At 37.1% G+C, this 24936-nt stretch carries 30 protein-coding genes; 25 read left to right on the forward strand and 5 right to left on the reverse strand.

Annotated elements, in window-relative coordinates; all coding sequences use genetic code 11:
* The first annotated feature begins 191 nt into the window (after positions 1-191).
* The 9 genes from WKT09_RS09240 (at position 192) to WKT09_RS09280 (ending at position 7615) form a co-directional block, all read left to right on the forward strand.
* A complete protein-coding gene (locus tag WKT09_RS09240) occupies positions 192-557 on the forward strand; it encodes an HNH endonuclease (protein WP_270897767.1) in 366 nt (121 codons plus the stop codon).
* A gap of 105 nt (positions 558-662) precedes the next feature.
* Entirely contained in the window at positions 663-1214 is a 552-nt protein-coding gene (locus WKT09_RS09245; RefSeq protein WP_061114380.1) for a P27 family phage terminase small subunit, read from the forward strand.
* 18 nt (positions 1215-1232) lie between these two features.
* The gene (gene metK / locus WKT09_RS09250; RefSeq protein WP_270897766.1) at positions 1233-2408 is read left to right on the forward strand and encodes a methionine adenosyltransferase; all 1176 of its coding nucleotides are present in this window, start codon (positions 1233-1235) and stop codon (positions 2406-2408) included.
* Positions 2389-3627 carry a site-specific DNA-methyltransferase gene (locus WKT09_RS09255; RefSeq protein ID WP_270897765.1) on the forward strand — a complete coding sequence of 413 codons (1239 nt, stop codon included), beginning with the start codon at positions 2389-2391 and terminating at the stop codon, positions 3625-3627. The genes metK and WKT09_RS09255 overlap by 20 nt, the downstream gene beginning before the upstream one ends.
* Positions 3620-5119: a DNA cytosine methyltransferase gene (locus WKT09_RS09260; RefSeq protein WP_205178029.1), complete on the forward strand. Its 1500-nt coding sequence runs from the start codon at positions 3620-3622 to the stop codon at positions 5117-5119. The genes WKT09_RS09255 and WKT09_RS09260 overlap by 8 nt, the downstream gene beginning before the upstream one ends.
* Positions 5120-5209: 90 nt before the next feature.
* Positions 5210-5860 carry a virulence protein gene (locus tag WKT09_RS09265; protein ID WP_205178027.1) on the forward strand — a complete coding sequence of 217 codons (651 nt, stop codon included), beginning with the start codon at positions 5210-5212 and terminating at the stop codon, positions 5858-5860.
* Entirely contained in the window at positions 5857-6084 is a 228-nt protein-coding gene (locus WKT09_RS09270) for a DUF4314 domain-containing protein (RefSeq protein ID WP_078756217.1), read from the forward strand. The genes WKT09_RS09265 and WKT09_RS09270 overlap by 4 nt, the downstream gene beginning before the upstream one ends.
* Positions 6085-6187: 103 nt before the next feature.
* Positions 6188-7087, forward strand: a complete 900-nt coding sequence (locus WKT09_RS09275) for an amidoligase family protein (protein WP_205178025.1) — start codon at positions 6188-6190, stop codon at positions 7085-7087.
* Positions 7088-7132: 45 nt separating this feature from the next.
* Entirely contained in the window at positions 7133-7615 is a 483-nt protein-coding gene (locus WKT09_RS09280; protein WP_234982939.1) for a gamma-glutamylcyclotransferase family protein, read from the forward strand.
* 115 nt (positions 7616-7730) lie between these two features.
* Here the strand turns inward: WKT09_RS09280 and erm are convergent, their stop codons facing one another.
* Positions 7731-8465, reverse strand: a complete 735-nt coding sequence (erm, locus tag WKT09_RS09285) for a 23S ribosomal RNA methyltransferase Erm (protein WP_070458552.1) — start codon at positions 8463-8465, stop codon at positions 7731-7733.
* 60 nt (positions 8466-8525) lie between these two features.
* Positions 8526-8585, reverse strand: a complete 60-nt coding sequence (gene ermCL / locus WKT09_RS09290) for a 23S rRNA methylase leader peptide ErmCL (protein ID WP_123317386.1) — start codon at positions 8583-8585, stop codon at positions 8526-8528.
* A 281-nt stretch (positions 8586-8866) separates the two neighbouring features.
* Between ermCL and WKT09_RS09295 the strand changes: the two genes are divergently transcribed.
* From WKT09_RS09295 to WKT09_RS09340, 10 genes are read left to right on the forward strand one after another with little or no spacing between them, the layout of a single operon-like run.
* On the forward strand, positions 8867-10465 hold the full coding sequence (locus WKT09_RS09295) for a terminase large subunit (RefSeq protein WP_340415778.1): 1599 nt from the start codon (positions 8867-8869) through the stop codon (positions 10463-10465).
* Between the two features lie 21 nt (positions 10466-10486).
* Positions 10487-11770 (forward strand): phage portal protein, encoded by a 1284-nt coding sequence (locus tag WKT09_RS09300; RefSeq protein ID WP_270897764.1) that lies wholly within the window; start codon positions 10487-10489, stop codon positions 11768-11770.
* Positions 11739-12422 (forward strand): head maturation protease, ClpP-related, encoded by a 684-nt coding sequence (locus WKT09_RS09305; protein WP_320378178.1) that lies wholly within the window; start codon positions 11739-11741, stop codon positions 12420-12422. The genes WKT09_RS09300 and WKT09_RS09305 overlap by 32 nt, the downstream gene beginning before the upstream one ends.
* Positions 12423-12437: 15 nt before the next feature.
* Positions 12438-13634: a phage major capsid protein gene (locus tag WKT09_RS09310; protein WP_061114371.1), complete on the forward strand. Its 1197-nt coding sequence runs from the start codon at positions 12438-12440 to the stop codon at positions 13632-13634.
* Positions 13635-13651: 17 nt separating this feature from the next.
* On the forward strand, positions 13652-13879 hold the full coding sequence (locus WKT09_RS09315; protein ID WP_340415772.1) for a Head fiber protein: 228 nt from the start codon (positions 13652-13654) through the stop codon (positions 13877-13879).
* A 2-nt stretch (positions 13880-13881) separates the two neighbouring features.
* Positions 13882-14202, forward strand: coding sequence for a head-tail connector protein (locus WKT09_RS09320; protein ID WP_442962018.1), 321 nt, complete (start codon positions 13882-13884; stop codon positions 14200-14202).
* A gap of 3 nt (positions 14203-14205) precedes the next feature.
* The gene (locus tag WKT09_RS09325) at positions 14206-14541 is read left to right on the forward strand and encodes a head-tail adaptor protein (RefSeq protein ID WP_320378180.1); all 336 of its coding nucleotides are present in this window, start codon (positions 14206-14208) and stop codon (positions 14539-14541) included.
* Positions 14534-14965, forward strand: a complete 432-nt coding sequence (locus WKT09_RS09330; protein ID WP_285615181.1) for an HK97-gp10 family putative phage morphogenesis protein — start codon at positions 14534-14536, stop codon at positions 14963-14965. The genes WKT09_RS09325 and WKT09_RS09330 overlap by 8 nt, the downstream gene beginning before the upstream one ends.
* The gene (locus WKT09_RS09335; protein WP_320378181.1) at positions 14962-15309 is read left to right on the forward strand and encodes a hypothetical protein; all 348 of its coding nucleotides are present in this window, start codon (positions 14962-14964) and stop codon (positions 15307-15309) included. Before WKT09_RS09330 ends, WKT09_RS09335 begins: the two co-directional genes overlap by 4 nt.
* A gap of 3 nt (positions 15310-15312) precedes the next feature.
* The gene (locus tag WKT09_RS09340) at positions 15313-15738 is read left to right on the forward strand and encodes a major tail protein (RefSeq protein ID WP_445324013.1); all 426 of its coding nucleotides are present in this window, start codon (positions 15313-15315) and stop codon (positions 15736-15738) included.
* Positions 15739-16075: 337 nt separating this feature from the next.
* Here WKT09_RS09340 and WKT09_RS09345 read toward each other — a convergent pair whose 3' ends face one another.
* The 3 genes from WKT09_RS09345 to WKT09_RS09360 form a co-directional block, all read right to left on the reverse strand.
* Positions 16076-16573 carry a dihydrofolate reductase gene (locus WKT09_RS09345; protein ID WP_340415773.1) on the reverse strand — a complete coding sequence of 166 codons (498 nt, stop codon included), beginning with the start codon at positions 16571-16573 and terminating at the stop codon, positions 16076-16078.
* Positions 16574-17772: 1199 nt separating this feature from the next.
* Positions 17773-18615: a carbohydrate ABC transporter permease gene (locus WKT09_RS09355; RefSeq protein WP_340415774.1), complete on the reverse strand. Its 843-nt coding sequence runs from the start codon at positions 18613-18615 to the stop codon at positions 17773-17775.
* 20 nt (positions 18616-18635) lie between these two features.
* Entirely contained in the window at positions 18636-19289 is a 654-nt protein-coding gene (locus tag WKT09_RS09360; protein WP_390188000.1) for a carbohydrate ABC transporter permease, read from the reverse strand.
* 224 nt (positions 19290-19513) lie between these two features.
* Between WKT09_RS09360 and WKT09_RS09370 the strand changes: the two genes are divergently transcribed.
* The 6 genes from WKT09_RS09370 to WKT09_RS09395 form a co-directional block, all read left to right on the forward strand.
* Entirely contained in the window at positions 19514-19897 is a 384-nt protein-coding gene (locus tag WKT09_RS09370; protein WP_320378184.1) for a hypothetical protein, read from the forward strand.
* Between the two features lie 11 nt (positions 19898-19908).
* Positions 19909-20085, forward strand: coding sequence for a hypothetical protein (locus tag WKT09_RS09375; protein WP_320378185.1), 177 nt, complete (start codon positions 19909-19911; stop codon positions 20083-20085).
* A 50-nt stretch (positions 20086-20135) separates the two neighbouring features.
* Positions 20136-20591 (forward strand): hypothetical protein, encoded by a 456-nt coding sequence (locus tag WKT09_RS09380; protein ID WP_123317347.1) that lies wholly within the window; start codon positions 20136-20138, stop codon positions 20589-20591.
* Positions 20592-20664: 73 nt separating this feature from the next.
* Positions 20665-23286, forward strand: coding sequence for a phage tail tape measure protein (locus tag WKT09_RS09385; RefSeq protein ID WP_340415775.1), 2622 nt, complete (start codon positions 20665-20667; stop codon positions 23284-23286).
* Between the two features lie 15 nt (positions 23287-23301).
* Positions 23302-24075 carry a distal tail protein Dit gene (locus tag WKT09_RS09390; protein WP_340415776.1) on the forward strand — a complete coding sequence of 258 codons (774 nt, stop codon included), beginning with the start codon at positions 23302-23304 and terminating at the stop codon, positions 24073-24075.
* 7 nt (positions 24076-24082) lie between these two features.
* The coding region (locus tag WKT09_RS09395; RefSeq protein WP_340415777.1) for a hypothetical protein at positions 24083-24936 on the forward strand (854 nt) is incomplete at its 3' end.

Genomic DNA, 24936 nt, shown 5'->3' on the forward strand with positions numbered 1-24936 from the left:
ATATTACGCAGGTTATAGTGGTAGTATGGAAAAAGTATCAAAGTGAATCAAAATACTCTTTGAATTTTCAAGTGAGTAATATTGCGGACGCTTTTTGACTTTGAGCATGTTATGGTATTAATATAGACGAAATATCGCAAGCCTTCGTGGGAGAAATCCTACGGGGGCTTTTTTGTTTGGAGGTGAAAGTTATGCCGAGAAAACCAAAGCGACCTTGTTCACAGCCAGGATGTCCTGAGTTAACGCATGAACGCTTTTGTGATGAACACCGGAAGGCTGAGGCAAGAAGATATGAAAGGTATCAACGTGATCCAAACACCGCAAAGCGATACGGACGTGCCTGGAAAAGGATACGTGACCGTTATGTTGCAAAGAACCCGCTCTGCGAGGAGTGTAAGCGAAACGGGAAGCTAACTCCAGTGCAAGAAGTACATCACATCCTACCGCTGTCACGTGGTGGAACGCATGACGAAAGCAATCTGATGTCTGTTTGCACACCCTGTCACTCATCGATTACCGCACGAGATGGCGATCGTTGGCGAAGGAGTAGGGGGTAATCAATCTCTACAGCTTATCATGTGGACAACGGGCGGGGAACGTCACGCAAAAAGTCGCGATTTCAAAGAGGGTATATAGGGGGCGAGCAGAAATGAGGTGTTGAAATGGCCAAGGATGGAACAAATAGGGGCGGTGCTCGGGTTGGTTCTGGACGTAAAAGAAAGCCATTATACGAAAAATTAGAAGATGGAAATCCAGGTAGACGAAAATTAGAAGTGCTCGAATTTACACATGCACCTGACCTTCAAGGACAAGAAATGCCACCGCCAAGAGAGATGCTATCTGCCACTGAAAAGGACGGTTCAACTCTTGAAGCGGCAGAAATTTATGAAGAAACGTGGAATTGGTTAAATGAAAGGGACTGTGCTCATTTAATCATGCCGCAACTTTTAGAAAGGTATGCTATGAGTGCAGCAAGATGGATGCAGTGCGAGGCAGCTGTGACAGAGTTTGGCTTTTTAGCAAAACATCCAACAACGGGAAATGCTATGCAAAGCCCGTATGTTGCTATGAGTCAAAACTTCATGACACAAACCAATCGACTCTGGTTAGAAATTTATCAAATTATAAGAGAAAACAGTGCAACAGAATTCATTGGTGCGAATCCACAAGATGATATGATGGAGCGTTTATTAACGATGCGTAAAGGCAAATAACTGAAACGAGGTAATGTGATGACGATTAAATATTTAACAGCTGAAAGTGTATGTGCGGGTCATCCGGATAAACTTTGTGATTTAATATCAGATAGTATTTTGGATGCTTGTTTAACAAAAGACAAAGCTTCACGTATGGCATGTGAGGTGCTTGCGACAAAAGGAAGAATCATCGTGGCGGGCGAAATCTCCTGTAGCGAAAAACTTAATCTTAAAGATGTTGTAAAAAGTGTATTAGTTGATGTGGGTTACAAACCTACAGATTTTAAAATATCTGTATATGTACAGAAACAAAGTACAGATATTGCACAAGCGGTAGATACAGCACTTGAAGCTCGTCAGAGAATCAAAGAGCCTTACGGAACAATTGGCGCAGGTGACCAAGGAACAATGTATGGTTATGCGACAAATGAAACAAAGGAAATGCTGCCATTACCATTAGTGCTTTCACATAAAATTGTAAAACGATTAGATGAAGTCCGCAAAGGAAAAATTATTAAAGGATATTTTCCAGATGGGAAAGCCCAGGTCACAATTGAATATAGAAATAATCAACCAATCAGAGTTAAAACAATTGTTGTATCTGTTCAACATCTTGCTTATAAAAGACAAACAGAAATTGAAAGAGATATTATTGAAAATGTCTTATGGCAGGTTTTTGAAGACTTCCCGTTTGATGAAAATACAGATATTTTAATCAATCCATCAGGGCGATTTGTTGTTGGAGGACCAACAGCTGATACAGGATTAACTGGAAGAAAACTGATGGTTGACACTTACGGAGGTTTTACAGCGCATGGTGGCGGGGCATTTTCAGGAAAGGATCCTACCAAAGTTGATAGAAGTGGTGCTTATATGGCAAGGCATATTGCCAAGCACATCGTGTGGTGCGATTACGCAGAGAAATGTGAGGTAAGTATTTCATATGCTATCGGAAAGGCGAATCCTGTCGCATTTTCAATAAATACATTTGGGACGGGAAAAGTTTCTGATTCAATACTTGAACAAGCAGCTCTAGCAGTATTTAACTTAAAACCAGCAGCGATTATTGAATACTTACAGTTGCGAGATGTTCAGTATGCCGATACAGCAGTTTATGGCCATTTCGATAGTTGGTTATTCCCATGGGAAGACGTGAAAAGGTATAAAGAATTTAATCAGGCGGTGAGTAAATATGATAATAGAGAAGATTGAAGTTAAAAAGCTTATTCCCGCTGATTATAATCCGAGAAAAGATTTACAACCAGGCGATAGCGAATATGAAAAAATAAAACGTTCACTCGAGGAGTTTGGATATGTTGATCCAGTCATTTGGAACAAGACAACTGGCAGAGTAGTTGGTGGGCATCAACGGTTGAAAGTTTTGGCAAGTATGGGAAGAACTGAAGTCGAGTGTGTCGTGGTTGAATTAAATGAAGAAAAAGAGAAAGCATTAAACGTTGCTTTAAATAAAATTAGCGGTGATTGGGATAAAGAAAAATTAGCTGTACTTATGACAGATTTAGATGCAGCAGACTTTGATGTTTCACTCACAGGTTTTGACGCTGCTGAAATTGATGATTTGTTTAAAGATACACTTCGAGATCGAGTAGAAGATGATGACTTTGATGTCGAAGAAGAACTTCAAAATCCACCAATAACGATGCAAGGTGATGTGTGGCTTTTAGGTAGACATCGACTCGTATGCGGGGACAGTACGAAAAAAGAAACTTTTGAAAAGTTAATGGAGGATAAAAAAGCAAACTTGGTTGTCACTGATCCACCTTATAATGTTGATTATGAAGGCAGTGCGGGGAAAATTAAAAACGACAATATGAATAATGATACATTTTACCAGTTTTTATTGGATGCTTTTAAGAACACAGAAGATGCGCTTGCGAAAGATGGCAGCATTTATGTGTTTCATGCGGATACAGAAGGTCTTAATTTCCGCAGAGCATTTGAAGAAGCTGGTTTTTATTTATCTGGAACTTGTATATGGAAGAAACAATCACTTGTACTTGGCCGTTCACCTTATCAGTGGAAACACGAACCGATATTATTTGGCTGGAAAAAGAATGGTAGACACCGCTGGTATTCAGATAGAAAGCAATCGACTATTTGGGAGTTTGATAAACCTAAACGAAATGCCGACCATCCAACGATGAAACCAATTGCCTTAATTGCCTATCCAATTATGAATTCAAGTTTAACAAACAGTATTGTACTCGATCCATTTGGTGGTTCTGGTTCGACTTTAATTGCATCGGAACAAACCGACCGAATATGTTATATGATTGAATTAGATGAAAAGTTTTGTGATGTGATTGCGAAAAGATACATTGAACAAGTTGGAACAGATGAAGGTGTGTATGTTATTCGAAATAATAAAAAGATTGCTTATAGCGAACTTGAGGTGAGTGAAAGTGCGTAAACTTACTTTAGGTTCGCTTTTTGATGGTTCTGGAGGATTTCCACTTGCAGGTATCATTTGCGGAATTGAACCAAAGTGGGCATCTGAAGTTGAACCATTTCCAATTCGTGTTACATCAAAACGAATTCCTCAAATGAAACATTTAGGGGACATTAGTTCAATCAACGGTGCAGAGGTTGAACCAGTTAATATTATCACTTTTGGTTCACCATGTACTGATCTATCAATTGCAGGAAAACGTGCAGGACTAGACGGAAGTCAGTCCTCTTTATTTTATGAAGCGATGCGAATTATAAAGGAAATGAGGTGTAAAACAAATGGTGAATATCCAAGATATGCAGTGTGGGAAAATGTCTGTGGAGCCTTCTCCTCAAATAAAGGAGAAGACTTCAAAAGTGTCATCGAGAAATTCTGTAAGGTCAAGGCCGAGAAAGTTGATATCCCTAAACCAGATAAATGGGAAAATGCAGGAGAAGTGTTGGGAGATAACTACTCAATTGCCTGGCGAGTCCTTGATGCGCAATATTGGGGAGTACCCCAGCGAAGAAAACGAATCTTTCTTGTCGCAGATTTTAATGGAAGAAGTGCATCCAAAATATTATTTGAGTCAGAGAGCTTGCGAGGGTATTTTACGCAGAGCAAAACAGCGGAGCAAGGAACTACCGGAGATACTTCAAAAAGTGCTAAAGAAACAAGCAATATCTGCTTAAATGACCAAGGTGGTAGCCGAATGGATGTAACCAAAGGGGTAACAGCAACTTTACGAGCAAAATCAAATCATCCTCCACTTGTATTCGATAACCATGGAAGGGATGCAAGAATTAAAGGACCGGTTGATGTTGCCCAGACCGTTGTGTCTTTATATGGAACTGGTGGAAACAATCAGCCATTTGTTTTAGAGAAACCGAGAACCTTTGATATTCGTTTGACATCTGAAGGAACGGTTAACGTTCGAGCAAATATTTATGAAAGTGATGTGTCAAGAACAATAGATACATCTGGTAACTCACCAAACAGTAATCAAGGCGGAATTGCAATTGTGAGTAGTAAAGATGAATTAAGAAAAGGAAAACAATCAACCTATTCATCTAGTAAAAACTCACATTTTACAAGTGCCGAAAAAGAACTCGCTAGTACGCTTGTTGCTACTGATTATAAGGATCCCCCACTTGTAAATGTTGAAGATTTAATTGTGAGGAGGCTCACCCCTACTGAATGTGGTAGATTGCAAGGTTTCCCAGATGGATGGTGCGATAACTTAAGTGAAGACAACCCATCGGATGAAGAGATTAACTTTTGGGAGAAAGTGTGGGAAACGCACCGACAATTGATTAGTAAAAATAAGCGACCTAAAACTCGAAAGCAAATCGTCAAATGGTTAAGCCAGCCACATTCTGATACTGCTGAATATAAAATGTGGGGAAATGGAGTCGCACTTCCTTGTGTTATATATGTTTTAACTGGAATTGCCATACAATTAAATAAAGATTAGGAAGTCAGATGGAATCTGTTCAAAACACTTGATATAAACACCTTTTAGAGTGATATATGTATGTACCAAAATTGAAAGGTGGAATAAAAAATGATTGTAAAATTTAATGTGAAGGGAAAAGAACGGAAAAAGTTAGTGGAAGCAATCAGCGAACATTTGAATATTCCTTTTGAGTATAAAGGAACACCAAGCTTTGCTTACGAGATTGGAGAGTATGTAGTTGATAGGGTTGGAACTTTGGAAGGCCCGACTAATGAAGAGTTAATCCATACATTAGAAAGTAAATATAACTTTGGAGCGGATCGGGATGAGTCAAAGGAAACGTTCATACTTTCCATTGAATATCCCCGAGACCCCTTCGATGAGCAAACAATAGAGAATTTAGAAAAACTGATTCAGAGTAAAACCACATTAATTAAACTGGCACTAGCTATTGAAACAACTAAAATTGCACTAGAAGACGACCGTATCATATTCCCTTGGTTTGAAAGAAAATTGACACCAGAGGAATTAGAAACATACACAAAGTTTATTGTCGCATTATGCGAAACAGCTCTAAAGCAAAAACGAGTGACGGCAGTTGAAAAACAAGTCGAAAACGAAAAATATGCATTTCGATGTTTCCTGTTAAAGCTAAATTTTATAGGCGATGAATATAAATCCGACAGAAAGCTCTTGATGTCAAAACTGTCAGGTGATTCTTCATTTAAAAGAACGAAAAAAATGGTGGAAGCTTCATGAACAATATAACGAAAGAATCGCTGACCAAGTTAAAAAAACAATATCAGCCTGGAACAAGAGTACGTTTGATTGAAATGGATGATCCATATTCAAATCTTATCCCAGGTGATGAAGGAACTGTTTCTTATGTCGATGATATAGGAACAATACACATAAAATGGGATAAAGGAAGTTCACTCGGAATTGTATTTGGAGTTGATAAGTGTCTAATCATCGAACAATAAAAATACATTCAAATAACTGTAGATAACACTTGATATATAAGGCTTTTAGAGTGATATATGTATGTAACAAAAACACACATACACTCTAAAAGGGGATGATGAAATGTTAAACGCAAAGTTTGGAATTGAAATTGAATTCACAGGAATCACAAGAGAAAAAGCAGCGAAGGTAGCAGCAAAGTTTCTTGAGGGGAAATACATCGAAGGTGGAACATACTACGATGTAAAGAAAGTGAAAGTTCCAGACGGACGGATATGGGAATTTGTTTATGATGGAAGTATTCGGACGCAAGTTAGTCGAAACGGTAGAAGGGTTAATGCAAACAGAGATTATAGCGTTGAGATTGTAAGCCCAATTCTAACCTACCGAAAAGACATTGACACTTTACAGGAGCTTGTTCGAAGGATACGGAAAGCGGGAGCCTTTACCAATTCATCTTGTGGAATTCACATTCACTTAGATGGGAGCCCACATACACCAAGGAGCATACGAAACTTTGTAAACATCATCGCAAGTAGGAACGATTTGTTTTACAAGGCACTAGAAATCAAGAATGAGAGAATGCGTTATTGCAAACGGATGGATGACATTTTAGTAGAAAAGATGAATCGGAAAAAGCCAAAGACAATGCGGGAAATTGAAGACATTTGGTATGAAGGATACAGCGAAAGCAGAAGTAGACACTATCATAATAGCCGATACCATTTCTTAAATCTACATAGCTTTTTTAGAAGAAACCGAACGGTTGAGTTACGAGGCTTTAACAGTGTCCTTCACGCAGGGAAAATAAGAAGCTTCATAGTTTTATCCCTAGCAATCAACAATCAAGCATTAACACAGAAAAGCGCTTCATCGAAAAAACCGCAAGTTGAAAATGAAAAATTTGCCATGCGAACATACCTCAATCGAATCGGATTGATTGGAGAAGAGTTCGCAAACTGTAGGGCACACTTAACCAAGCCTTTGTCAGGCTCAGCAGCGTGGAGGTTCCGGGTTGGATAAGCTACCCGGAATCATTCAAAAATAAATTGTGAAAGGATTGACATGATGGGTAAATTATATATTGCTTACGGATCAAATTTAAATCTAGAACAAATGGCAAATAGATGTCCGACTGCAAAAGTAGTAGGACCAAGTGAAATAAAGGGGCACAAACTCGTTTTTAGGGGGCCACACGCGCATGCAGTTGCAACGGTTGAACCATGCAAGGGAGAAAGCGTTCCGGTCCTTGTGTGGCAGATTACCTCTAGTGACGAAAAGGCACTTGATCGTTATGAAGGATGGCCACATCTGTATAGAAAAGAAATGATGAAAGTTAAAGTAGATAAAAAGACAGTAAATGCGATGGTCTATATTATGAATGAAGGCAGACCACTTGAGCAGCCGAGTTGTTACTATTACTCAACCATTTTAGAAGGTTATCAAAGCGCAGGATTTGATGTCGAATATTTACGTAGAGCAGTTGAGAATTCATATAAAAAAGACGGTGTTACTTTAGAAAACGAATCTAATGGAGGGAAATTAGTGTAGTCCGAATAATATGATAATATATAAGCAAAGTTGAACACACTAGGTGAATGGAAAATACCAAAAAAGGACTGCCTAGATGGCAATCCTTTTTATTAAATGCTAAGGAATTTGTCACTTAGTTATTAAACAATTTATAGCTATTAAATACTGATAAAAATTGTTCGAAGTTAATGTTCCTTAAATCCTTTATTTTTGCATAACTTAAGGCTTTATTAAACTGGTTTTTAGTAAATAGTTCTCTGTATTCTTGGTTAACCCATTTCATAACAAAATTATTATATATTTTTTTATCTTTGTGTGATATTTTTGATGGGTGTCTTTTTAACATAATTAAAGAACTATTAATTTTAGGTTTTGGATGAAAGTATTCTTTAGGGATTTTACTTAATATGGATATATCTACTTCAGTCATTAAAAGTAACGCTAGAGAACGATTTGTATTGAGTAGCCTTTTAGCAAATCCTTCCTCGACTATTAAGTAACTAACTGTTGCATTACTTTCAAAGACAATTTTTCGTACTATATCCGTACTTATATAATAAGGTATATTACCATAGATTTTATATGTTCTGTTGTTTGGGAACTTGAACTGTAATATATCCTTATTTATAATTCGAAAATTATCGTAATTTGTAACTTTATTTTGTGTTTGAATACATAAATTTGAATCTATCTCGATAGCTGTTACATAATTACATTTTTGAACCAGTTCTAGTGTGAAATGGCCTTTTCCTGAACCAATTTCAAAAACATTATCATCGCTATTTAATTCTAAATTACTCATAATTTTATTTATATGTCGTTTCGAGGTAATAAAGTTTTGACTAAATTTTATCTCTTTTTTGTTCATTATAACCCACTCCAATGTGGTTATAATGAATTTTCTATATTAACAATTCATTATAACCAATTATTTTTCATTTGGTTGATAATGAACTGTATTTATTACAAAAATGCTAAAAATACCCAAGTGCTAATTCTCCTTCCGTTTTAAGTGTTAAAACTTAGACGAAAATGGAGAAGTCAATTACAAATAATGAACAATTACCCATTTAAATTCCTCCTTGTTAAACCTAAAGTTATTTTAACACATAAATTGTGAATTAAACAGTGAATATTGTTCTGCAAAAGGGTACAGATTGTGGAACAATTAAATAGATGTCTTAAGCTCAGATAGCAATCTGGGCTTTTTTGTCGTGCAAAACTTTATAAATTCATTTAGTTTTTTTATTTGCTAAGGGGGTGGTTATAATTAGAAAGCTAGAAATTTATAAACCAACAATCTTTAAAGCTGAACAATCCTACTACGATAAGGATGCTGCTGATATGGCAGTAAACTTTATAAGTTATTTAAAACATACAAAAGGTGAATGGTTTGGAAAAAACTTTGACTTGATAGATTGGCAGGAGCAGATTATTCGAGATGTATTTGGGACGATGAAGCCTAATGGCTATCGACAGTTTAATACTGCCTATATTGAGATAGCTAAGAAACAAGGAAAGTCAGAACTTGCCGCTGCGGTTGCCTTACTTTTAACATGTGGTGACTTTGAACATGGTGGAGAAGTATATGGATGTGCTGCGGATAGGCAACAAGCATCGATTGTATTTGACGTTGCAGTTGATATGGTGGAACAATCACCCGCACTTAAGGCACGATCTAAACCCGTCCTTTCACAAAAACGATTGATTTATAAACCATTGGGTAGTTTCTATCAAGTGTTATCTGCGGAAGCTTATACAAAACATGGATTGAACGTCCATGGGGTAGTTTTTGATGAGTTACATGCACAACCGAACCGAAGGCTATACGATGTTATGACTCATGGTTCAGGGGACGCAAGGAAACAACCATTGTATTTCTTAATCACAACTGCAGGAAATGACCAGCATTCAATATGTTACGAAGTACATCAGAAAGCAAAAGATGTACTTGAGGGAAGAAAAATAGATCCTACTTTTTATCCTGTTATCTATGGTGCAGAGGAAGATGATGATTGGACAGACCCTGAAGTTTGGAAGAAGGCAAATCCATCACTAGGAATTACAGTAGATATAGAGAAAGTCGAACAAGCATGTGAAAGTGCGAAACAGAATCCTGCTGAGGAGAACTTATTTAGGCAGTTACGATTGAACCAATGGGTAAAACAATCTGTCAGATGGATGCCAATGGAAAAGTGGGACAGATGTGGTTTGCCAGTTGACCCTAAAAGGTTAATTGGTAGAGAGTGCTATGCGGGTTTAGACTTATCATCGACAACAGATATCACAGCATTTGTTTTAATCTTTCCACCAGAATATGAAGATGATAAATATGTTGTTTTGCCTTACTTTTGGATACCTGAAGAAAACATTAGACAGCGTGTGGATAGGGACAGAGTACCTTACGATGTGTGGGAGCAACAAGGTCACATGCAAACAACAGAAGGAAACGTTGTTCACTATGCTTATATTGAAAAGTTCATCGAAGAATTAGGAAAGAAATACAATATAAAGGAAATTGCCTTTGACCGTTGGGGAGCTGTTCAGATGACGCAAAACCTCGAAGGATTAGGCTTTACTGTAGTTCCTTTTGGACAAGGTTTTAAAGATATGAGCCCATCATCAAAAGAGTTGATGAAATTAACATTAGAAGAAAAACTTGCTCACGGCGGACATCCAGTTTTACGTTGGATGATGGATAACATTCATGTTCGAACGGATCCAGCTGGAAACATTAAACCTGACAAGGAAAAATCAACGGAAAAGATTGATGGTGCGGTGGCAACAATTATGGCACTTGACCGAGCAATTAGAAGAAGCGGAACAAGTGATTCCGTCTATGATGATAGAGGATTGATTGTGTTCTAAAGTTAAGGAGATGATGTTCATATGCAGTGGTTTACAAATTTATTTAAAGCAAGAGATAAACCACAAAACTATTCATTTGGGAGCAATTATAGTTTCATCTTTGGAAATTCTAGTAGTGGAAAATCCGTTAATGAATTTACAGCAATGCAAATGACTGCAGTATATTCGTGTGTACGCATATTAGCTGAAGCGGTAGCTGGTTTACCACTGCACTTATATAAGTACACAGATACAGGTGGGAAGGAAAAAGCAATATCCCATACCTTATATTTTTTACTTCATGACGAACCAAATCCTGAGATGAGTTCATTTGTGTTTAGAGAAACATTAATGACTCATCTTTTATTATGGGGAAATGCGTATGCTCAGATCATTCGCAATGGAAAAGGGGAGGTTATTGCACTTTACCCACTTATGCCAAATAAAATGTCAGTCGAAAGAGATGCGAGAGGTAATCTGTATTATTTATACACAAAAACATTTGAGGAAATGAATGGGTCAGAGAAGACAACTATTGCATTAAAAGCTGAAGATGTACTTCATATACCCGGACTTGGTTTTGATGGTTTAGTTGGATATTCACCAATTGCGATGGCTAAAAATGCAGTGGGTCTAGCAATGGCAACTGAGGAATATGGTGCAAAGTTTTTTGCTAATGGAGCGGCACCAGGTGGTGTCTTAGAACATCCGGGAACTATCAAGGACCCCCAAAGAGTAAAGGATAGTTGGAATAAAGCTTATCAAGGTTCAAGTAATGCCCATCGAGTTGCTGTATTAGAAGAAGGGATGAAGTATCAACAAATCGCAATTGCACCCGATCAAGCACAATTTCTTGAAACAAGAAAATTTCAGATTAACGAGATTGCTCGAATTTTCCGAGTGCCACCTCACATGGTAGGTGACTTGGAAAAGTCGAGTTTTTCTAATATAGAGCAACAATCGTTAGAATTCGTTAAATACACACTTGATCCATGGGTTATTCGGTGGGAACAAGCAATTAGTCGTTCACTATTTACTAAAAGTGAAAAGAAAGCGTACTTTGTGAAATTTAATGTGGATGGATTGCTTAGAGGTGATTATGCTTCACGAATGAGTGGCTATGCAACAGCAAGGCAAAATGGCTGGATGAGTGCTAATGACATTCGTGAACTTGAGAATTTAGACCGGATACCGGATGAACTTGGGGGAGATTTATATTTAATCAATGGGAATATGACGAAACTCCAAGACGCAGGTGTGTTTGCAAAGAAATATGAAAAGGAGGAAACCGAATATGAAGAAGTTTTGGAACTGGACAAAGAATAATGAAACTGATAAACGAACCCTTCATTTATATGGGGCAATAGCAGAAGAGAGTTGGTTTGATGATGAAGTCACACCGTCTGCCTTTAGGGAAGAACTCGTGCAAGGCAAAGGCGATATTGAAGTTTGGATTAATTCGCCAGGGGGTGATTGTATTGCAGCTGCGCAAATTTATAACATGTTAATGGAATATCCAGGTGATGTCACTGTCAAAATTGATGGGATTGCCGCATCAGCAGCATCTGTGATTGCGATGGCAGGCACTGAAATTCAAATGTCACCAACGTCCCTAATGATGATTCATAATCCATTTACTGTCGCAATTGGTGATAGTGAAGAAATGAAAAAGACAGTGCATATGCTTGACGAAGTAAAAGAAAGCATCATTAACGCTTACGAGATTAAAACAAGTTTATCAAGAAATAAACTATCGGAATTAATGGATGCTGAAACGTGGCTCAATGCACATAAAGCAATTGAACTAGGATTTGCGGATGTAATTATGTTCGCAAATGGTAAAGATGAAAACCAACCTGAGAACAGCTTTGTTTTCAGTAGACGAGCAGTAACAAATTCATTAATAAACAAGATACAAAAACCACAAGAAGAACAATCGGTTGATCCGCTTTATGAGCGGCTTAATCTATTGAAATAATAGGAGGAAATTAATATGAGTAAAATTTTAGAGTTAAGAGAAAAGCGAAATAAAACATGGGAGGCAGCAAAAGCCTTTTTAGATTCAAAGCGTGGAAGTAATGGTCTTATTTCTCCAGAAGATGCAGAAGTTTATGACCGAATGGAAGAAGATGTAATTAATTTAGGGAATGAGATTAAACGATTAGAGCGTCAAGAAGCTTTAGAAGCTCAGCTGAATCTACCAATTAATACTCGAATTGTAGAAGAACCTTCGAAACATGAAAAGGAAAGTAAAACAGGGATAGCTAGTAATGAATATAAACAATCTTTTTGGAAAGTGATGAAGAGTAAAACACCATCAATAGAAATTGTAAATTCACTTTCAGTTGGGACAGACTCTGAAGGTGGATTTTTAGTTCCAGATGAATTTGAGCGTACACTTGTCCAAACATTGGAAGAAGAGAACATCTTCCGTAAATTAGCGAAAATTGTAAAAACATCAAGTGGTGATCGTAAGATACCTGTTGTTACAACGAAAGGCTCCGCGGCATGGCTTGATGAAGGAGAGGAATTTGAAGAAAGCGATTCAGTGTTTGGGCAGACTTCAATCGGTGCTTATAAGTTAGGGACGATGATTAAAATATCTGATGAATTATTAAACGATAGTGCATTTAATATGGAAAGTTATATTTCAACCGAATTTGCACGAAGAATTGGAGCGAAAGAAGAGGAAGCTTTTCTTATCGGTGACGGTGTTGGAAAACCAACGGGAATATTTAATGACACAGGTGGTGCTGAAATAGGTGTAACTACGACATCGGCTACAGCAATTACAGCTGATGAAATTATCGACTTAGTCTTTTCACTAAAAGCACCATATCGTAAAAACGCTGTATTCATTATGAACGATGCGACAATCAAAGCAATTCGAAAATTAAAAGATGGTCAAGGACAATATTTATGGCAACCATCATTAACCGCTGGTACGCCAGATACACTATTGAATCGACCAGTTTTTACGTCAGCTTATGCACCGACACTAGAAAGCGGAGCAAAGTCTATTGCCTTTGGTGACTTCGGATATTATTGGATTGCAGACAGACAAGGTCGTTCATTTAAGCGTTTAAATGAACTTTTTGCAACAACAGGACAAGTTGGTTTCTTAGCAAGTCAACGTGTCGATGGAAAGTTAATCTTGCCAGAAGCAATCAAAGTCTTACAACAAAAATAATAAAGGGGTAGAGTGCGATGGGGTATAACGCTAAAAACTATACAGAACAAGGCGGAGAAAAAACGGTTATTGGCGGGGAACTTGTTATTGAAGAAGGGGCGAAGGTCACTGGCCTTCCTTCTTCTTCAAATGAAAAAATGTCAAATCAATCTGATAGTACAGCAGAAACTATAGAAGACTTAGTTGCGGATTTTAATGCATTACTATCGAAATTAAAAACATCTGGTTATATGTCAGAAGAATAAAGGTGGCGAAAGTGATGACATTACTAGAAAAAGTAAAGGCTAATTTAATACTCCAACATGATAAAGATGACGCTTTAATAGAAATGTACATCACTGCCGCCATTTCTTATGCAGAGAGTTATCAACATATTAAAGAAGGCACATATTTAGATGAGAATATGCCCGCGACAACGGAACAAGCGGTTATCATGTTGGCATCACACTTTTACGAAAGTCGAGATGGCAGTACAGGTGGATTTTTCGCAGATAGCGCACTTGCTGGAGAGCAAGTTTGGAAAACAGTCAACCTTTTATTAAGGCTAGATAGAGATTGGAAGGTGTAGTGTATGAGTTTTGGGAAAATGCGTACATTCATCGACATTATCACACGTGAAATTGTAAAAGATGAAGAGTCTTTCAGTGAAGAAACCGATAGAATCCTAGCATCTGTGACAGCATACAAAGAAGAACGCTTTGGTAGTAAGACTTGGGCAAATAGGGCGGCCTTTTCTGAAGCGAATGCGTTATTTCGTTTTAGAAACATTCCCGATTTAACCATTAAACCGAAAATGTTTATTGTATGTGATGACGGACGGTATGAAATAGTAAGCGTTGATAATGTGAAAAATAGAAATATGTATATCGAGGTTTTAACAAAAAAGGTGGTAGCAGCAGATGGCTAAAGTTAATATTAAAATGCCAGAAGAATTCTTGATGAAGATTTCAAGATTGGGAAGTAAAACAGATGAAATCGTTCCGAGGGTTCTAGAAGCAGGGGGAGAAGTGGTATTAGATAAAATGAAGTCCAATTTAAGTTCGGTAATTGGAAAAGATACAAAACTGCCAAGTAGATCAACTGGTGAGTTGGTATCTGCATTAGGAGTATCACCTGCCTTAGTTGATCGAAGGGGAAACCATAATGTTAAAGTAGGGTTTAATGAACCGCGTAAAGACGGAGTGAGCAATGCTAAATTAGCAAACATCATCGAATATGGAAAATCTGGACAACCTGCAAAGCCATTTTTAAAACCTGCAAGAAGAACATCAAGACAGCCTTGTATGGATGCGATGATTAAAAAATTGGAAGAAGAAGTGGAAAGTATATGAGTGTACTAGCCGAAGTGACACTAATTGCAGAACAATGTGGTATTCCAGTTGAAACAGGTATCTTTTCTGATACTGCCCCTGATTTATATATTGTAATCACACCAATCGTTGAGATGTTTGAATTACATGCGGACAATTTCCCGAAGTACGATGTTCAAGAAGTTAGAGTTTCATTGTTTTCAAAAAAGAATTATACATCAATAAAAAATACCTTAGTCCGTACTCTTTTGGGTGCGGACTTTGTTATTACTGACAGAAGATATATCGGACATGAAGATGATACAGGTTACCATCATTTAGCTATTGATGTAGCAAAATATTATGAATTTGAAATGGAGGAATGATTCATGGCAACTATCGGATTGGATAGGCTTTATTATGCAAAAATAACAGAAGGAGAAAATGGTGATGAAACTTATGAAACTCCAACTCCTTTAGCAAAGGCGATTAGTGCTGAATTGTCTGTTGAATTAGCAGAAGCGACATTATATGCAGATGATGGAGCTGCTGAAGTGATTAAGGAATTTCAAAGCGGAACATTGTCACTTGGTATTGATGATATTGGAGTATCAGCTGCTAGTGATTTAACTGGTGCAACAATTGACGATAACCATGTCTTAATTTCAACAAGTGAAGATGGCGGGGATCCAGTTGCAATTGGATTTAGAGCGAAAAAGGCAAATGGAAAATACCGATATTTTTGGCTATACCGAGTGAAGTTTGGTATTCCAGCAACAAACCTTGCAACAAACCCTGATGCACTAATCAAATAAAACCATCCAAAACGAGCTACAATAAAATCTTGAATGATAGATGTTACGTGATCCAAGTTACCGTTAGGAAGGATATCCTCTGGAATAACTCCCCAAATAATAAATAAAAGCACTATCCCTAATGAAATTAAAAATACTCTCCATTTTTTTAGCATATTCCAACCCTTTCTATCCTGACGTTTAAAATTTTTTATAATCCGGTTTATCTATAGATAGCTTTCCCTTTTTGATTTTTTATAACGCGTTTCATTAAATTTCGCAAATATGAAGGATGAAAAGCTTATGATAATGACTCTCAATCAAAAACCGCTTGAACTTGTAGTTCAAACGGTTTGCTCTATTTGTTTTTATTTCTTCTTTCATAAACATGGAAATAATAATCATAAGGATTTGCCTCATCCTTGATTCCTTTTTCTCTGGAACATTCCTCCCATTCAGTAAAATCCACCTCTGGAAAGAAAGTATCTCCTTCAAACACATGCTCAATTTTTGTGATGTACATCTTTTCAACATCCGATAAAAACATATTGTATATCTCTTCTCCACCAAATATGAAAACTTCTGCTTCATCGCTACATAAAGCAAGTGCTTCTTCTTTAGAATGCGCAATTTCACAGCCGGGGAAACTAAAACTCCTATCTCTTGTCAACACGATATTTCTTCTATTCGGCAACGCTCTCCCAATTGATTCAAAGTTTTTCCTGCCTAAAATAATCGAGTGTCCCGTTGTCATTTTCTTAACATACTGCCAGTCATTCGGAATTCTCCACGGAATATCATTGTTTCTTCCAATTACACGATTTTTATCCATTGCAACGATTAATGAAACCTTCATAATTTACACAACCTTTTCATATTACTTTACCATTCTATTCAGCCAATACTTGCTTAGCTATGAATGTTCTTTCCTCCTATAAAGTAAAACTTCAATCGGTGGGAGTTTTCTTCCCCCCCCACCTAAACGTCTTCATATCACTCAAAGTTTCGAAGTGACAGTTTATGGACGATTATACTGGGATAATTTTACGAGATGCCCTTCAATTTAATTCTATCTTACAATAGCAAATGAAAATTAAATAAGAAATGAAAACGCTCAGGTTTCAATCTGAGTGTCTTCACTTCTTATCCAATGTGCTACTATGGAAAAATTAAAGTGTATTAGCAAATATAATTGTTTTTTCATCATAACATAAGCGCACATCAACTTAAACATCAAAATATCATCCATATCTTCCTTTTCATTTAACTTTACCTCATTTACCTTGCGTCCTTCTTCTATAAAACCCATACGCTTATACAATGCGATTGCTCGATAATTAGTTGAAAATACTCCTAAACACATCTTTACGTAGCTTCATATTCTCTTTTTCCAGTATCATTTCCCCTTATTCATAATAAAAAGACGCCATTTCATTTTTATAGCGTCCGGTTTATGCTCTATGTATGACAAGCTTTCTAACTAGCTTCATTTTCCTTTGTCTTTCTTCTTACAACTAAATATAAAAGAATAATAACGACCAACAAAACAGAGCTCACAATCACACTAATATTTACAACCGAAAATAATGGGTAGTCATTTTTAAAATAGAAAAAAAGATTTACAAGTACATTTAGCGAGACACCAATTATCCCACCAATTAATATTTTCTCCATTAATTGTATGAATTTAATCTTAAATTTCCCCTTTCCATTTTTCTCTATTACTTTGGTACACTGTATATAGTTTAGCATCATTTAGCCCTTCGCTACAATTTATTCTACCAAAAGTAAGTAAGAGGCCAAGCCAAAAGTATTTTTAATGAGCTAAAAACTGAACAATATGATGGATAGTAGAATAAAACAGCTCCGGGAATATACTTCGCTTTCCGTGGGCGCGTGGTGAGCCCGCTCGTACTATAGCACTTCACCGTCTCACCTATCGCTTCCTTCCCACTGGAGTCTACGTATATTCTCGGAGCTAATAGCTCGTATTGTTCGATTTTTGGTAACTATATTTACTTCTGTCCCAGCCCCACTCCTCAATTTCTACTATTCCTACCCCTTAATCGCACCTTCAGTCATTCCTTTTGCAATCCTTTTTTGGAAAATAGCATAAAGAACTATTACAGGAACGATGGCGATAACAAGACTCGCAAATAATGTGCCCCAGGCATTTGTATATTCAGCCTCACTACTAATAAAGTCAATCGCTAATGCCAGTGTATAATTTTCTTGTGACTGTAGGAAAATCAACGCCATGAAATATTCATTCCAAAATTGGATGGCATTCATGATTGTAACAGTGATAATACCAGACATACTCAAAGGTGTAATGATTTTCCACAAAATACGATAAGGAGACATTCCATCTATTGCAGCTGCTTCCTCTAACGATTTAGGTATCGTACTTATGAAACTCGTCAATACAAAAATTGAAAACGGCAGCTGACTGACTGCATAAACAATTGCTAGCCCATAAATATTGTCAAGCAGATTTATTTCACTTAATAGGAAAAACAAGGGGATCCAACCAAGTACCATCGGAATCATCATAGCCGATACATATAATGTAAAAAGAAATTTACTGCCACGAAAATTCATTCTTTCAATCGCATACGAAGTTGGGATAGCAAGTACTAAAGTTAACGCTGCTCCAAGCACTGTCACAATCAAACTGTTAAATACACTTGTATCAATATTAAAATTTGTCCATGCTTCGGCATAATTTTGCCAATTCCAGGTTTCTGGGAAACCCCAAGGATTTCTATATATTTCCGCATTTGATTTAAATGAACCTAAGAACATCCAAAAAATTGGATAAAGAACCGCGACTGTCCACAGAATCAACGGAATTCGGATTCCTGTGCGACCTAAAATCTGTCCGACACTTTTCTTCATGTGTATCCCACCTCCCAAAACTAGTATTCTGTTTTTTCACTTCGCATCAGAAATTGCAGGATGAGTACGGTAATTAATGAAAGAATGAGTATCATTACACCAATTGTCGCCCCATAACCAAAGTTATATTGAACAAACGCCTGTTGATAAAGGTAGGAACCCATGACATGTGTGGAATTATTCGGTCCTCCGCCAGTCATGACCTGTACAATGATAAAAGAACCATTTAATGTTGTAATGACAATATAAAGAATGGAAATTTTTATCTGTGGCCATATAAGGGGTAATGTTACCTTCCAAAACTGTTGCCATTCACTTGCCCCATCAATTTCAGCTGCTTCATAATAGCTTTTTGAGATATTGCTAATAGCACCCATTAAGATCAACATAAATAATCCAATTCCTGCCCATATGGATGGAAGGACAAGACTTGGCAATGCCCAAGTTTCGCTCCCAAGCCACGGTCTTGCCAATGACTCGAGCCCCAGAAACTCTAAACCAGAGTTCACAAGTCCCATACTAGGATTATAAATAAACGTCCAAAGGATCCCGATCACGACAATCGACATGATATTAGGAAAGAAAAACACAATTCGGTAAAACGGTGCTTCTTTTATTTTCAATTGTGTCAAAGCAACTGCAATAAATAAGGCAAGAACCATAATCCCAATCACTTTTGTCACCACAAGGAAAGGAGATAGTATTACTTTCTCTACACCCACAATTGAAGGTACAGTTTTACGAAGAAACAAGCTAGATGGACAAGGAAAGCATCCATGGAAAGCTGAAGTGAGCGAAGGTGATGATGGGGTAAACCAAGAAATTATCACCGGTTGGTATAGCGAAGTGTATGAACCAGTATTTGCTGCGGGAACTGAAGGATAAGGAGCGATCAATTATGACGAGTGAAAGAAGTGCTAAGATTACGATTGGTGGTTTGGAATATGAATTAATCTTAACAACCAAAGCAACAAAGGAAATTGCAAAAAGGTATGGTGGCCTTGAAGATTTAGGTGAGAAGTTAATGAAAGCTGAAAATTTTGAAATGGCTTTAGACGAGATTGTCTGGTTAATTACCCTGCTTGCCAATCAAAGTATCTATATCCATAATCGATTAAATGAAGAAAAGAAAGAGTTGTTAATGGAAGATGATGTGGAACTGTTAACATCACCTGTTGAAATGGCAACTTTTAAAGATGCTATTATGGAAGCAATGTTTAAAGGAACAAAACGACATATCGAATCGGAGGAAACCGATACAAAAAACGAAGTGGTCGAGTAAACGATGAAGAAATGTTTGCTCGACTTATTTATTATGGCGTGACACAGCTGAAAAGGACTGAACAGGAAGTTTGGTTGATGCCTATCGGTCATTTACTTGATCAATGGGAAATCCACAAACAATTCTCAGGTCTCACAAAACCTAAAAATGAACTATCGATTGATGATGTTATTCCGTTAGGTATTTAAAAATTCTGATACAATAGTATTCAGAATATCTGAATGTGGGGGAATATTGAATGGAACTAATCAACGAGATTGATTCATTAATACAGGATGTGAGTAAAACGATAGGTAAACCTATTGTAGTAGAAGGATATGAAATTATTGATAGAGGTTTACCACATAAACCAAAATCGCTTCCTATTGGAATGATGGGAGTATATGCATTTTGGTATAATGACAGATTTTTAAAAATAGGCAAAGCAGGCTCTAAGAGTGGTCCTAGATTCTTAAGTCAACATTACAATCCGAAATCAGCCCAAAGCACGTTAGCCGCATCAATATTAAGGGATCCGGATATGTTGCAATTTGGTATAACTGAGGAAAACGTTGGTGTGTGGATAAAAGAGAATTGCAGAAGGATTGACATTTTAGTGAATGTTGAGCTTGGCATATTTACATTGGGCTTGATTGAAGCGGTACTTCATTACAAATATGAACCAAAGTACGAAGGCTTTGCAACACAGCGTTAATATAAGGACATGGATTTGAGAGCAATCAATAGATTGTTCTTTTTTTATATCTATTTTAGGAGGAGGTGGCAGTATGGCAGACAATTTTGGTCTTAAAATTGGTGTTGAAGGGGAACGAGAATTTAAGAAATCTCTACGGGAAATTAACCAAAGTTTCAGAGTGCTAGGTTCTGAAATGAAATTAGTGACATCAGAATTTGATAGAAATGATAAATCGATTAAAGCTATAACAGCGAGAAATGCAGTATTAAATAAAGAGATTGATGCACAAAAGGAAAAAGTATCAACACTAGAAAAGGCTCTTGCCAATGCTGCTGAATCCTTTGGAGAAAATGATAGAAGAACATTGTCATGGCAAACTCAGTTAAATAATGCGAATGCCGAATTAAATAATTTAGAACGTGAACTGAAGGACTCACAAGAGGAAGTAAAGAAGCTTAACCGAGAAAAAGTTGAAAAACTTGTGAATGGTTTAAAAACAGCGGGTGAAATTGCGGGTAAAGTATTGGTAGCAGGCTTAAAAGCAGCCGCCGCAGCAATGGCTGCAATTGGGACTGGAGCGGTTGCATCAGGTAAGTTTATAAAGGACTCTTTAAATGTATATGGCGAATATGAAGATGCCATGAAGCAAGTTCAAGCAACAATGGGACTTACAGGAGAAGAAGGGGAAGAAGCCTTTAATAAATTATCTCAAGCAGCAAAAGATGCGGGAGCAACTACACGTTTCTCAGCATCAGAATCAGCTGAAGCATTAAATTATCTTGCTTTAGCGGGATATGATACAGAACAGGCGATAGGAGCACTTCCAGGTGTGCTTACACTTGCTGCCGCGGGTGATATGGATTTAGCAAGAGCATCTGATTTGGTTACAGACTCCATGGCTGCTTTAGGCCTTGAAATCGCTGATATGGACATGTACATGGACAAAATGGCGAAGACGTCACAAAAGTCAAACACAGATGTACAGCAATTAGGTGAAGGAATACTTGTTGCGGGAGCGACAATGAAAAATGCTGGGCAAGATTTAGATACTTTGAATGTGATGTTGGGAGTCCTAGCGAACCGCGGGATAAAAGGCGCAGAAGGTGGAACGAAACTTAGAAACATCATTATGTCTTTAACATCTCCCACTTCAGCTGCTGCAAAAGAATTAGAAAGTCTAGGCATAAGCGTTACTGATTCATCAGGGAATATTCGAGATATGAACGATATATTCACAGATTTAAATAAAGAACTTGATGGATTGTCAGAAGCGGATAAAATGAACGCCTTAAGTAATATTTTCAATAAACAAGACTTAGCGGGTGTGAATGCATTACTATCTGGGACTGGCGATGAGATGAATAACCTTTATAAGGAACTTGAAAATGCTGATGGTGCTGCGCAGCAAATGTCAGACACGATGGAAAGTGGACTAGCGGGTTCTGTACGAAGTTTAAAATCAGCCTATGAAGGACTACAAATCGTTATCGGAGAACAGTTTGCAGAAATGGCCCAAGGGGCAGTTGGTGATGTGACAGAATTAGTTCGAGATATAACTGAAATATTAAATGATGGATTTCAAGAAGGTGATATTACCGCTATAGGAGAGAGAATATCATCTTTTTTAATTCAAGGAATTAATCGAATTACAGAGTATATCCCGGGTGCCATTGATATGATAGCCACAATGCTAACAGAGCTGGTGAATGTATTGGTAGAACTTTTGCCTACTTTACTGCCACCTTTATTAGAAGGTGCGATTGCTTTATTAACAGGAATTATTGAAGCGATTGTAGGGAATATCGAGCCGTTAGTTGAAATGGTCGTATATTTAGTAACAACTGTTGCGGAGTTTATCATTGAAAATTTACCTATTTTAATTGAAGCGGCTATTCAAATTGTTATCGCATTAGCGAACGGAATAGCAGATGCCTTACCGCAGCTAATTCCAGCGGTTATAGATGCAATCATTTTAATTGTAGATACGTTAATCAATAATTTAGGGCAAATATTAAATGCCGCTCTACGAATTATCATGGCATTAGCTGAGGGTATTGTTGCGGCATTACCCAGATTGATTGCAGCCTTACCACAAATTTTAAATTCCATTATTAACTTTATTACCTCAAACTTACCGATGATTATCGATATGGGGATCCGTATCATTTTGCAATTAGTAGTAGGCATAATTAAAGCTATACCTTCCCTGGTCGCTGCTTTACCACAAATTGTGATGGCATTAATTACGGGAATAGGAAAAGCAGCAATTGCAATTGTCGAAATCGGTCGAAATATTGTACGTGGTCTTTGGGATGGAATTGCCTCCATGGTTACTTGGATCAAAGATAAAATCAGTAATTTTGTAGGTGGAATTGTAAGTGGAGTAAAAGGTTTACTTGGTATTAAATCTCCATCAACTGTATTTGCTGGTATTGGTGATGATATGGCTCAAGGTTTAGGGGTTGGTTTTGATAAAGCAATGAGTCAAGTATCTGAAGATATTCAAGATGCTGTTCCGACAGATTTCGACATCCAATCCAATGTGAATGTGGGTACAAATGGTATTGCAACAAGTCAAGATGGATATGGATCATTAATTACGATCCAACAAATGATTGTAAGAAGCGAAGATGATATTAGAAAAGTTTCTCAAGAGTTGTATAACTTAATTCAAACAGGGTCTCGAGCACAAGGAAGGTTCGTGCCTAGTTAGAAAGGAGTGGGATAATTGGGGTTTACGTTTGATGGGGTTCATTCAAAAAACATGAAAATCACCGCAAGAATTGTTAATTGGCAGGTTTCACCCGCTCCTAGAAATGCGTTTGAAGTTATACCTGGTCGAATGGGAATCGCTGATTTAGGTTCGGATACATCAGAAAAGTATATTAGAGTTATTTGTAATATATTCCCACAACATTCATTCACTGAGGTGATTCATCTATTAGATGACGTGGCTGAGTGGTTGAATCCGAATTTGGGATTAAAACAATTAGTACTTGATGATATTCCGAACAGGTATTTTATGGCACGTTTAGTGGAAGAGGTGGATTGTGAACGAATATTGAGAAGTGCAGGCTCCTTTGAACTTACATTTGTTTGTCCAGATCCTTATGGATATGCGATTACAGATGAGCAATTTACGATTAATTCTACTGGCAGCCATGTAATTGAAAGGGAGTTAGGCAATATAGAATCTTTCCCAATATATCGAATGAAAGGAAGTATCAGTAGTTCAAGTTCTACATTCTTAACGATTACTACAAATGGCGAGAGTTTAAAAATCAATGGACCATTATCATCAAATGAAATATTAATCGTTGATAGTGGATTACTAACTGCAAAAATAACAGATTCAAGTGGAAATACGGTTCGGAATGGTTTATCTGTTTTAGATGAGTTAAATTTTCCAGTTTTATATCCTGGTAGTAATGAAATAAAAGTAAGTAGTACAGGAGCAACATTTACGGAACTTCATGTATTAAGTCAGAGTAGATGGAGGTGATTTTATTATGGCGATTCAATCGGTTGTAACATCTCAAACAGATTTTACTGGTGAGTTTCCGATTCATGATGAAACAGTTGCATTATGGCGTTTTAACGAATCGCAACCAGATGATAATCACTTAAAAGACAGCAGTATGAATAATCATCATTTTACTATTTCAAATTGGTCTGGAACATCTGCAAGTTTAATGGCAGGGAAGTTTGGGCGATTTTTCAGGCAGAATATTGTCAATCCAACAAGTGAAAAGACATATCTTACCGCTACCAATGATGGTAGCTTTTTTACTGATTTAGGGGTGAAAATTGTAGTTGGTGGCTGGATAAATCCGACAACCTATTCAATTGGTCAAACATTTATTCCTATATTTAGTACAAGGAATGGACCTGGACAACCAATTTTCTATATATCTTTATATCAAGGAAGACTACGATTAATGCTTTATAACAACGCGGGGACATTAATTTATGATACATCCGAGACACCAAGTATAAGTTTTATAAACAATGGTTGGTATTTTATCACAACCATTATTAATAGGACTGATAAAACAATTCAAAACTTTATCGGTGACAGGTCGAACGGGGCAACTTGGCAATCACCTGTAAGAAATTATACAGGTATACTGAATGAAGAATGTACCGCTGACATTGTCGTGGGTATGTTACAAGATACGTATTACTATGCTGGTGGTTTTGATGATTGGTTTTTTGAGAAAGATTCAAAGTTAACAATGGAAGATATACACTTACATTTTAAATCTTCTATTCAAGCAAATGGTGCAGATAGTGCATCCCAAGTCGATGCATTAACGGAACCAGGTGCTGTTATTTTAAAGCAAGAAGATAACAAGTATCCAGG

It is taken from the genome of Pseudogracilibacillus sp. ICA-222130 (assembly GCF_037892545.1).
Lineage (GTDB): Bacteria > Bacillota > Bacilli > Bacillales > Amphibacillaceae > Pseudogracilibacillus.